Genomic DNA, 11,544 nt, shown 5'->3' with positions numbered 1-11,544 from the left:
TATTCTACACAAAGTATGCCGTCCAGATACTTCTAGACGGCATACTTTGTGTTTGTAGGCATCATAGTATATACGAAACCCATCAAATTCGGTTCCCTACAGCTTACTTTTCTTCTCCGACTTACTCACTTGTTCGTACGACACATCGTTCAACGTGAAATATTTAGCCGATGGCGAAAGCTTTACCACAGCTTTCTCTATATGCACATTGGGCTTAAACTTCTCGCCCTTAGGCACCGCTTTACTTTTAAACGATGGTTTAAGTGTACCCAAATCGCCAAATTCCACAATGTCGCCACTTGCAACAATCTCGCGTGCTATCTCTGTTGAATAGCTTAAAACAGCCGCCACCTCTTGGCGGGTGAATGTGGTAGCACGAGCCACTTGTGCACAAAAGTTTTCAAAATCAACCCGACGACGATTCGTAGGCTGTGCAATCTGCATAATCTGTTTGCCTTTCGGACCAACATTTAGTTTGCGCTCTACCAAAATGTAACTCAATGATTTTCCTGCCATAAGTTAGTAATAACTCCTCCCTTATTCTGTCTTTCCGAAGCCGAAGGAATTAGTCTTCAGAAGCCTTTTTACTACATTAACAGCACAAAGATACTTAATTCCTTCGGTTTTTACAACAGATAGAGCCAAAAAAACTTATAAGCTATAAATAAAAAGCTTATAAGTTATTATCAAAAAGCTTATAAGCTATTCGCTAAAAGCTTATAAGCTATTTACAGAAAGCTTATAAGCTTTCTATCAAAAACTTATAAGTAATTGGTAATAAGCTAATAAGAAATTGCCAATAAACTAATAAAGAACAATGAAGTTATTAATAGTAATTGCTTGAAAACACACTGAATAGGCATTGTTTAGTTCGTAATGTTTTATGCGTTGAACCATTCAGCTCGTTGGTTTCACCTTATTATATATACTCTTTAACACCACCGTAATACGGGCTTCACAGCATTTACAAGGCGAAAAAACAACAGTAAGAAAGCACAAATATAACATAATGATTTTGTTTTTAAAAAAATAACATTACCTTTGCAAACAGTAATCTTTCCATTCTCAAACAACATCAAATGAAAACAGAACAAAATAGCAACAATTTAAATAAGCTAACAACAATGAAATCTAAGATTCTTTTAGCCTTGTTTGCGTTATTCAGTCTTACAACAATGGCGCAAACCCCAGTACGCTTTAGTGTACAACAAAAGAAAGTATCGCCAACAGAGGTAGATGTTATTTTTACAGGTAAAATCGATGCAGGTTGGCACGTATATTCAACAGGACTACCATCTGGCGGACCAACATCAGCAGCACTCACCACAGAAAAAGCTGAAGGCGCACAGCCAATGGGTAAGCTAACACCACGTGGTAAAGAAATAAACGTATTCGACAAAGTGTTCGAAATGAAACTACGCTACTTCGAACACAGTGTAAGCTTCGTACAGAAATATAAAATAACAGGCAAAACTTATAAGATAGCAGGCTATATGGAATATGGCGCATGCAACGACGAAATGTGTATGCCACCTTCTTCAGTAGAGTTTAGCTATTCAGGAAACGGACCGGCTGATGCACCAGCAGCAACAGAAAACACAGCAGCCAAAGAGGGAGAAAACGAAATAGGCGAAGTGGCAGCTGCACCAGGTGCAACCACAGATACAGCAAAGACAGCCGAATTGGGCGGAACAATGTCAGGCGACTCTGTGCAATCAGCAGGAACAAGTGCAGCAACAGCTTCAGAACTTTGGCAACCCGTAATTAAAGAACTGAAAGCATTTAGCGCAGAAAAAGACAACAACGACAAGTCGTTATTGGGAATCTTTCTTATGGGTATCGTAGGAGGTTTCATAGCCTTGCTAACACCTTGCGTATGGCCTATTATTCCAATGACAGTAAGCTTCTTCCTAAAACGTGCTAAAGACGACAAGAAGAAAGGTATTCGCGACGCCGTAACCTACGGAATCTCAATCATCGTAATCTATATGGGCTTGGCAGCTGTTATAACAGCCCTGTTCGGTCCGCAGAAACTGAACGAACTCGCAACAAACGCACCGTTCAACATCTTCTTCTTCCTAATGTTGGTAGTATTCGCATTGAGCTTCTTTGGCTGGTTCGAACTCCGTTTGCCAGCATCGTGGGGAAATGCAATCGACAATAAAGCAGCAGCAACAACAGGCTTGCTTTCCATCTTCCTGATGGCATTCACACTTTCTTTGGTGTCATTCTCTTGTACAGCACCAGTAGTAGGACTTCTTCTTGTACAAGCAGCAACAAGTGGCGACTGGGTAGCACCAGCAATAGGTATGTTTGGTTTTGCATTTGCATTAGCTTTGCCTTTCACACTGTTTGCATTGTTCCCAACATGGCTGAAGCAAGCACCTAAATCAGGTTCATGGATGAATATGATTAAGGTAGTATTAGGCTTCATAGAATTAGCATTCGCTTTCAAGTTCTTGTCAGTTGCCGACCTTGCATACGGCTGGCGTATACTCGACAGAGAAACATTCCTCGCAATATGGATTGTTATCTTCGGAATAATGGGACTCTACCTCATTGGTAAAGTTAAATTCCCACACGACGACCAAACACAAACAGCTATGCCAGTACCAGCAATTATGCTTGGTATGATATCTTTAGCCTTCACTGTATATATGGTTCCAGGTCTTTGGGGTGCACCTTTGAAAGCTGTTAGTGCATTCGCACCACCTATTTACACACAAGACTTCAACTTGCACCATCAAGAAGTAGAACCAAAATACAAAGATTACGAAGAAGGTATGCGTGCTGCTGCACAAGCAGGAAAGCCAGTCTTGCTCGACTTTACAGGATTTGGTTGTGTGAACTGCCGTAAGATGGAAGGTGCAGTGTGGACAAACGCAGAAGTTGCAGAGAAACTTAACAACGACTACATATTGATTTCGCTCTACGTAGACGATAAAACTCCGCTGAAAGAACCTATTAAAGTAAAACGTCCCGATGGAACAACACGTACATTACGTACAGTCGGCGATAAATGGAGTTATTTGGAAGAATCTAAATTCGGATATCTGGCACAACCATTCTATGTAACGGTAGACAATCATGGAAAACCACTTAGTGGTAGCTTCGTTTACAAAGAAGACATTCCAGGTTATCTCGACTTCCTAAATAAAGGTATTGAAAACTATAAGAAGTAAAATACAGTAGGAAACATATCCTATCATTATAACTTAATAAGGTAACACACACAACCTTATTAGTAAAAGCAATAAGAGTTAGTAAAAACAATAAGACCAACAAGGTTTAGTTCTCAGAACAAACACTTGTTGGTCTTTTTCTATCCAAAACATTCATTCTTTATACATTATATCTTATGTTCTAAAACAGTGTTTTATTTGTTTTTATATGAATATGAAATAAAACTACATGTAAAAAATCCTAATTAATTTTGACATTCAATACTTTTCATTTACATTTGCATCACTTATGGGAATTTTATATCTTGTACCAACACCAGTAGGGAATATGGAAGACATGACATTTCGTGCCATTCGTATTCTTAAGGAAGCAGATTTAATACTCTGTGAAGATACTCGTACGTCGAGTAACTTGTTGAAACATTTCGATATAAAAAACCATTTAATATCCCATCACAAATATAACGAACACGGAACAGCTGCAAAAATAGTAGACAGATTAAAAGCTGGCGAAACAATTGCGCTTATATCAGATGCAGGTACGCCTGGAATTAGCGATCCAGGTTTCTATTTGGCTCGTGAAGCTATTGCAGCTGGCATTACAGTTCAAACACTTCCAGGTGCTACTGCCCTAATTCCTGCCATTGTATCGAGTGGTTTTCCGTGCGACCGATTTTGTTTCGAAGGTTTCTTGCCACAAAAAAAAGGACGTAAAACGCAAATAGAAAGTCTTGCCAACGAATCTCGTACAATGATATTTTACGAATCTCCTTATCGTATCGTAAAAACATTGGAACAATTCATAGAAGTATTTGGTGATAGTCGTATGGTTAGTTGTTGTCGCGAAATATCTAAGGTGTACGAAGAAAGTGTTCGTGGAACTTTAGCTCAAGTGCTTGCACATTTCAAAGAAACTACACCCAAAGGCGAGTTTGTTATAGTGTTGGCGGGAAAAGAAAAAGAGAAGAAACGAAAAGATATAAACGAAGATCAACACTCTTCGAAGTATAATGAAAATAGATAGAATATGAAAAAGCTATTAATTTATGCAGCTTGCGGTGCTATAGCACTTGCTTCTTGCAAACAAGAAAAGTCTACACTTAATCCAGCAGAAATTCAAAACGATTCTTTGCGTGCTATTATTAATGCTCGTGATAATGAAGTAAACGATATGATGGCTACGCTTAATCAGATTCAACAAGGATTTGCTGAGATTAATGCAGCAGAAAATAGAGTTACTTTAGCGAAAGAAGGAGAAAAAGGAGATAAAACTGCACAGATAAGAGAGAATATACAATTTATTGCTCAACGTATGCAGGAAAATCGCGATTTGATAAAGAAACTCCAAAAACAACTACAAGAAACTGGATTTAAGGGTGAAGAAATGAAAAAGACCCTTACGCAGATGACTGCACAATTAGCACAAAAGGATAATGAACTTAAAGCACTTCGTGCGGAACTAGCTTCTAAAAATATCCACATAAAGGAACTCGACCAGACTATTACTGGCTTGAACAGCGATGTTTCTAACTTAAAAGCAGATAAAGAAAACCTGACTACTGCAAAGCAAAACTTAGAAACAGAAAAGGCAAACTTACAGACTGAGTCGAACCAAAAGAGCGAAACAATCTCTTCGCAAGATGTACAACTAAATACGGGTTGGTATGTTTTTGGTACGAAGAAGGAGCTTAAGGACCAAAAAATTCTCTCTGGTGGAAAGGTTTTACAAGGCAGTTTCAACAAAAACTATTTCACAAAGATAGATATTCGTTCTACACGCGAAGTTAAATTGTACAGTAAGAGTGCTACTATTCTTACAGCTCACCCAAGCAACAGCTATTCTCTTACGAAAGATGCAGCAGGACAGTATATTCTTCGCATTAACGATCCTCAAACATTCTGGAGTACAAGCAAATATCTTGTAGTACAAGTAAAATAGAAATATAAACTTATTAAGTAGGGAGGTAAGCACATTCACAGTTGTTTACCTCCTTTTTTATATATACTGTTTTTATCTCCATTGCACGTTTTCTTTAATAGAATACAGCTTTTTATATCTTCTATTGCAATCCTAAGTGTTTATTCTTTGTTTTACACTTATTTACTGCCTCTATATTCTTGTTTTTATAAAAATATACGCATTACTTACTGATTCTTTTGGTATTATTTTAAGAAATCAAAACGGAGAATATATCGAAGTTTTTGAAATGGAATTAGATGGAGTGTGGAATATAATTATAAAAATAAAAAACATAATTATAAATTCAGAAATTCTAATTATATTTTTAATAAAATCTAATTATGTTTTCTCCATTAGTTATATTCTCCCTCTCGAAAGGTTTTACTTTCTATTTGAAAAGTAGTGCTTTGTTCTTCCTAATAATCAAAAGAACATAAGCTTTATATAAGTCCCATTTTTAGAAGTTTACCATTATCCATTGTCATTCTGCAACCATTTCCACAACTTTCTTACATAAATTCCAGTCTATATTTAAGGCAAAAGTTGTATCTTTGTACTTCAAAAAGGTAAAATCTAACAGTTTGTTGAAACGCAATAATTGCGATGAATATACAAGACATACAGAAATTATATGGGGTATTGCCTCAAGGCAATGCTTTGATAAAAACAATGGAGGAAAAGTCGGTACGAACCATTTTTCTTCAAGGATTATTGGCTTCTGCCACACCAATGTTTTTTGCTTCAATAGTAAAAAGATGGCAAAAAACAGTACTTTTTGTGCTGAACGATAACGACGAAGCGGGCTATTTCTATAATGATTTAAAGACAATAGCAATGCCCGACAATGCAAACGAACAAATTGCTGAAGTTTTATTCTTTCCTTCCTCTTATCGCAGAGCTGTAAAATATGGTCAACGCGATGCCGGAAACGAGATTTTACGTACTGAAGTTTTGTCGCATTTGTCTGTTATTAACGAAGAAAAAACTACATCTTCGTTGCCTCTTTGTATTGTTACTGAACCTTCGGCATTGGCAGAATTGGTGGTTGCCAAACATAAATTAGACGAACATACTTTGTCTATAAGCGTCGGACAGACGATAGACTTAACAGAAACTGAGAAAACTTTACGCTCTTATGGCTTCCAACAAGTAGACTATGTGTATGAACCAGGTCAGTTTGCCGTGCGTGGTAGCATTCTTGATGTCTATTCTTTTTCGAGTGAATTACCATATCGTATCGATTTTTTCGGTAACGATGTAGACACAATTCGTACATTCGAGGTGGAAACACAGTTATCGAAGGATAAAAAAGAAAAGGTAGAAATTGTACCAGAATTGGCAACATTGAGCGAAGAGAAAATACCTTTTTTGCAGTTTCTTCCAAAAGATTCGGTTCTCGTTATGAAAGATTTGTTGTATATTCATGACACAATTGAGCGTATTTACAACGAAGGCTTCACTGCACAAGCACTTACCGAACAACTTGAAGGCAAAACAGAGATAGAACAAAACGAGTTGAGAAAGCAACTGCAGGCAAATCTTCAACTTGTAACGGCACAACAATTTAATGATGATGCTCTAAATTTTAAGCGAATTGAATTTGGAACAAAGCATACAAATGCGAAGGCTATTATACATTTTAATATATCGCCTCAGCCACTTTTCCACAAAAACTTTGAATTGCTTACGCAGTCATTGAAAGATTATCTGTCGCAAGGGTATAAACTTTATATTCTTGCAGACAGCGAAAAACAAACAGCTCGTTTGCGCGATATATTCAATAGTAAAGAAATAGATAGCAAAGCCGAAACAACTTCAGTAGCAGATAGCATTCCTTTTATACCCGTTAACAGAACCATTCATGAAGGTTTTGTAGACAACGATTTGAAAGTTTGTTTTTTTACCGACCATCAAATATTCGATCGTTTCCATAAATACAGTTTAAAGTCAGATAAAGCCCGACAAGGAAAGATGGCTCTTACAATGAAAGAATTGCAAGAGATGGAACCAGGCGATTTTCTTGTTCATGTTGATTTTGGTATTGGCAAATTTGCAGGTTTAGTGCGTGTTCCTGCTGGCGAATCTTATCAGGAAATGATACGTTTGGTGTATCAGCACAACGATATTGTTGACGTTTCTATCCATTCGCTTTACAAAATTAGTAAGTATCGCCGTGCAGATAGTGGCGATGCTGCCCCACGTCTTTCAGTTCTCGGCTCTGGAGCTTGGGATAGACTTAAGGAAAAAGCAAAGAAACGCATTAAGGATATTGCCCGCGATTTAATAAAACTATACGCTAAACGTCGCCATGAAAAAGGCTATTCTTTCTCGCCCGACTCGTATATGCAACATGAATTGGAGGCTTCTTTCCTGTACGAAGATACACCCGATCAGCTGAAAGCAACGCAAGACTTGAAGCAAGATATGGAAAGTTCTCGTCCAATGGATAGATTAGTTTGTGGAGACGTAGGTTTTGGCAAGACAGAAGTTGCAGTGCGCGCAGCTTTTAAAGCTGCAACCGATGGAAAACAAGTGGCAGTGCTCGTGCCAACTACGGTACTCGCATTCCAACATTATCAAACTTTCAAGAAGAGACTAAAGGATATGCCTGTTACAGTAGACTATCTTTCGCGAGCAAGAACCGCTAAACAAACCAAACAAGTTTTAACGGATTTAGCTGAAGGGAAGATAGATATTCTTGTGGGAACGCATAAGCTGATAAGCAAAAATGTGAAATGGAAAGATATTGGCTTACTTATTATTGACGAAGAGCAGAAGTTTGGTGTATCGACAAAGGAAAAACTACGCCAACTGAAAAGTAATATCGACACACTTACTATGTCGGCAACACCAATTCCACGTACTTTACAGTTTTCTTTAATGGGAGCAAGAGATATGAGTATTATGCGAACTCCACCGCCCAACCGTTATCCTATTCAAACAGAAATTGCAACTTTCTCGGCAGACGTAATTGCAGATGCAATAAACTTTGAAATGAGTCGCAACGGACAAGTATTTTTTGTGAACGACCGAATAGCAAACTTGCCCGAATTAGCAAGTCTTATTAAGAAAAATGTGCCCGATTGTCGTGTAGCAATAGGACATGGGCAGATGAAACCCGAAGAGTTGGAAGAAATTATTATTGGTTTTATGAACCACGATTACGATGTGTTGCTTTCAACAACCATTGTCGAAAACGGTATCGACATATCAAACGCCAACACCATCATAATAAACGATGCACATAAGTTCGGACTTTCAGACCTTCACCAAATGCGTGGACGCGTGGGACGTTCTAATAAAAAAGCTTTCTGTTATTTGCTTGCACCGCCATTGGCAGCTTTAAATCCAGATGCACGGCGTCGTTTGGAGGCTTTGGAAACATTTTCTGACCTTGGTAGTGGTTTCAGTTTGGCAATGCAAGACCTCGATATTCGTGGCGCAGGCAATCTTCTTGGAGCTGAACAAAGTGGATTTATGGAAGATTTAGGCTACGAAACTTATCAGAAAATATTGAATCAGGCTGTAACTGAACTTAAGAACGATGAGTTTCAAGACCTTTATACGGAGGAAATGGCAGAAGGAAAACAGCTCTCTGGCGATGATTTTGTAGACGATTGTGCCGTAGAAAGTGACCTCGAAATGTATTTCCCCGACACGTATGTACCTGGAAGTTCAGAGCGAATGTTGCTTTATCGCGAACTCGATAACATTGAAAACGATGTACAATTAGACGCCTATCGCAAACGATTGGAAGACCGTTTCGGACCAATTCCACGTCAAGGAATAGAATTAATGCAAGTAGTTTCGCTCCGCCGATTGGGTAAACACCTTGGTTGTGAAAAGCTAATTTTGAAACAAAGCACCTTGCAAATGCAATTTGTGTCCAATCTAAACAGTGCATACTATAAGAGCAACGCCTTCGGAAAATGTATTGATTATATTGCTGCAAACCCTCGCCGTTGCAACATTAAGGAAAAAAACGGCAAACGCTCAATGATAGTTTCAAACATAAAGACGGTTGGCGACGCCGTATTCGTGCTGCGTGAGATAGACAAAGGACTATAAAATCCGATTCGTCTATATAGTAAAGAGCAATTATAATCGTTTCATCAGCGATTATAATTGCTCTTTTTTATTCAGTAGATTATTCGTTTTTTACTTATTCTATTGCCCCCAGTTCTTCAGAAGCTTCTTGCATAAGTTTGATTTCTTCTTCGGAAAAAGATATAAGTATAGTATTTATGTCTTTATCAAAAAGATAAAAAACTGTTCCTAAGACCGTATTTCCTGCGTTATTATCAGCACGATAATGATGCATAGTTTTGTATCCAATAAACTCACGTTTAGCATTTGCAAGTTCTCTTAATTTATTGACCGAACGTTTTAAACGTCTTTCTATTTCGTTCTTTTTATTTGTTGCTTCCTTATATTCAGCTTTATGTTCATTATACTCATTCTTTAAATAGGGAGAACCTAAGTTATCTTCAAATATCGTCATCATAGATCTTGCATCTTTGATGTTCTCTTCATATCTTTTAAATTCTATAAATAATTGCACACATTTTAATATGTTTTCCATACACTCTGGTGTATCATATGGTGCAAATGCGCTGTCTAACTTCGTTTCAATAGGTTCATAAGTATCAGGTTTCACTAATACTTTTTGAATATCTTCCTTAATAAGAAGGTTAGCTTTCTCTTCTTGTGTTCTACTGCAGGCACCTAATACCATTAAACACAAAATAAAACCAATTACTTTTTTCATATGAGATTGTTTTTTGTTAGCTTTTAGGGATGTTATTAATACTCATTTGCAAAATTAATTAAAAAATACTTTAATACCAAACGAATGAAATAAAAATACGTTCGACACCGTTTTACTGGTATATTCTTTGTACTATTTTTACGACAAATCAATACATTATGGAAATAAAACGAGAAGACGTACCATACAATTACACACATTGCATAGCCACAAAACAGCAGTGTAAACGGGCTGAACAATGTTTGCGAGCACTGGCAATGAAGTTGGAACGTAGAGAAAACGACAACGAAATTATAGAAATTGTAGACCCGCGCTATATGCAAACTCGCACAGAAACACAACCTTGCCAGTGGTTTGTAGAAGCAAAGCTGAAACGTTTTGCCAAAGGAATGCGCCACATTTACGACGAAGTTCCGGCAAAGAAATTAAAACTAATGCGCAAAGAGGTGCAATATTGCTTTCCATCTCGATCGTTTTACTTTAAAGCCAGACGAGGCGATAAGCTGATTTCGGAGAATCAGCAAGCCGAAATAGCAGAAGTATTCAAAGCCATTTGCCCAGATTTAGAGCCGAATTTCGATGAATTCATTGATAGTTTCGAGTGGAACCCCTAATGGTTTCACTCTTTTTTATACAACGTTTACTCTCGAACACACGGTACTTTTAACAGAAAAGTATATACTTTATAAATTGTCTCTCCATAGAAATTTACAGTTTCGTAGGTATGAAACTTATAGTTCCTGCGTATAAACTCACAGTTTCGTAGGTATAAAACTAATAGTTCCTACGGAGAAACTGAATATAATGTAGTAAAGATATCTCCATACGTACCCAAGAAATTGAGATAGAGTAAGCAAACGGCCGACTAAATAAGAGTAGAGACTATTCGAGAAAGTGTCAGATAAATTTGAATTTATGTATTTATTATCTATATTTGCGACCGATGCATAAATCTACATTTAGTAGAGATTGCTTATAACTCTCCCATCTATATGCTCTCTGAATTTAAACAATATAGTTTAAATCAGTAAAAAGCAGATATAAAAACAAACAAACTATTGGTGAATTGCCAATAGTTTGTTTGTTAAAAGTGGACCTGCGGAGAGTCGAACTCCGGTCCGCACAAGGAAACCATACGCTTTCTACATGCTTATTTCAGCCTTTGGTTTTCGAGCATTGGCAAGACCTGAACCACCAACCAATGCCTTATCCTCTAAATCTTCATTTGTGCAACGAGGCTTACACAAACTATTTCCGATTTAACCTGCACCGCTTTATCCTACGATTCGGAACAACATCTTTGGAGCAGTGTCTCGTTCAACTATCTAATAGTCGAATAAAGCCAGTAATCTACTGTACTTCGATTAGGCAGCGAGAGCGTAATTATTTTCGCCAATTAATTGTTCGATAACCGAGATTTAGGAGCCAGTCATCAATGCTCCGCATGCTTACATACCATTTCGTCTTGCCGTCAAATCCATACAAGCCCAAAAAATATTGTAAATGTGGGTGCAAAGGTATTGTAAGTTTCCGATATAACAAAACTTTAAGCTATCTTTTTAGGATATTAAGAAAGCTGTAAGGCTATAAAGTGTAATTGTTTTACAAAATATAAATAAATCCCTGTCTCAAAC

At 37.4% G+C, this 11,544-nt stretch carries 7 protein-coding genes and 1 other RNA gene; 5 read left to right on the top strand and 3 right to left on the bottom strand.

Annotated features, from left to right (window positions below; all coding sequences use genetic code 11):
- Nucleotides 1–96: 96 nt before the first annotated feature.
- A complete protein-coding gene (locus DX009_RS07020; protein WP_115083498.1) occupies nt 97–516 on the bottom strand; it encodes an HU family DNA-binding protein in 420 nt (139 codons plus the stop codon).
- Between the two features lie 608 nt (nt 517–1,124).
- Between DX009_RS07020 and DX009_RS07015 the strand changes: the two genes are divergently transcribed.
- The 4 genes from DX009_RS07015 to mfd all read left to right on the top strand — a co-directional run bounded on the left by DX009_RS07015 (nt 1,125) and on the right by mfd (nt 9,210).
- On the top strand, nt 1,125–3,182 hold the full coding sequence (locus DX009_RS07015; protein WP_115083833.1) for a protein-disulfide reductase DsbD family protein: 2,058 nt from the start codon (nt 1,125–1,127) through the stop codon (nt 3,180–3,182).
- 289 nt (nt 3,183–3,471) lie between these two features.
- Nucleotides 3,472–4,206, top strand: coding sequence for a 16S rRNA (cytidine(1402)-2'-O)-methyltransferase (rsmI, locus tag DX009_RS07010; RefSeq protein WP_115083497.1), 735 nt, complete (start codon nt 3,472–3,474; stop codon nt 4,204–4,206).
- A 3-nt stretch (nt 4,207–4,209) separates the two neighbouring features.
- The gene (locus DX009_RS07005) at nt 4,210–5,121 is read left to right on the top strand and encodes a Cbp1 family collagen-binding glycoprotein adhesin (RefSeq protein WP_006044545.1); all 912 of its coding nucleotides are present in this window, start codon (nt 4,210–4,212) and stop codon (nt 5,119–5,121) included.
- A gap of 624 nt (nt 5,122–5,745) precedes the next feature.
- On the top strand, nt 5,746–9,210 hold the full coding sequence (mfd, locus tag DX009_RS06995) for a transcription-repair coupling factor (protein WP_181792322.1): 3,465 nt from the start codon (nt 5,746–5,748) through the stop codon (nt 9,208–9,210).
- A gap of 94 nt (nt 9,211–9,304) precedes the next feature.
- On the opposite strand, the gene DX009_RS06990 is transcribed toward mfd, so the two are convergent.
- Nucleotides 9,305–9,910, bottom strand: a complete 606-nt coding sequence (locus DX009_RS06990) for a hypothetical protein (protein WP_115083494.1) — start codon at nt 9,908–9,910, stop codon at nt 9,305–9,307.
- Nucleotides 9,911–10,068: 158 nt separating this feature from the next.
- On the opposite strand from DX009_RS06990, the gene DX009_RS06985 reads away from it, so the two are divergent.
- Nucleotides 10,069–10,524 (top strand): DUF6078 family protein, encoded by a 456-nt coding sequence (locus tag DX009_RS06985; protein WP_115083493.1) that lies wholly within the window; start codon nt 10,069–10,071, stop codon nt 10,522–10,524.
- 474 nt (nt 10,525–10,998) lie between these two features.
- Here the strand turns inward: DX009_RS06985 and ssrA are convergent.
- Nucleotides 10,999–11,399, bottom strand: a transfer-messenger RNA (tmRNA) gene (ssrA, locus tag DX009_RS06980).
- Nucleotides 11,400–11,544: the final 145 nt, after the last annotated feature.

The organism is Prevotella pallens (genome assembly GCF_900454935.1).
GTDB classification, from domain to species: domain Bacteria; phylum Bacteroidota; class Bacteroidia; order Bacteroidales; family Bacteroidaceae; genus Prevotella; species Prevotella pallens.
This window is presented reverse-complemented; position numbering and strand designations above follow the sequence as displayed.

Coding starts and splice junctions, on each gene's coding strand:
- rsmI (WP_115083497.1), top strand. CDS start 3,472: ATGGGAATTTTATATCTTGTACCAACACCAGTAGGGAATATGGAAGAC.
- DX009_RS07015 (WP_115083833.1), top strand. CDS start 1,125: ATGAAATCTAAGATTCTTTTAGCCTTGTTTGCGTTATTCAGTCTTACA.
- mfd (WP_181792322.1), top strand. CDS start 5,746: ATGAATATACAAGACATACAGAAATTATATGGGGTATTGCCTCAAGGC.
- DX009_RS07005 (WP_006044545.1), top strand. CDS start 4,210: ATGAAAAAGCTATTAATTTATGCAGCTTGCGGTGCTATAGCACTTGCT.
- DX009_RS06990 (WP_115083494.1), bottom strand. CDS start 9,910: ATGAAAAAAGTAATTGGTTTTATTTTGTGTTTAATGGTATTAGGTGCC.
- DX009_RS06985 (WP_115083493.1), top strand. CDS start 10,069: ATGGAAATAAAACGAGAAGACGTACCATACAATTACACACATTGCATA.
- DX009_RS07020 (WP_115083498.1), bottom strand. CDS start 516: ATGGCAGGAAAATCATTGAGTTACATTTTGGTAGAGCGCAAACTAAAT.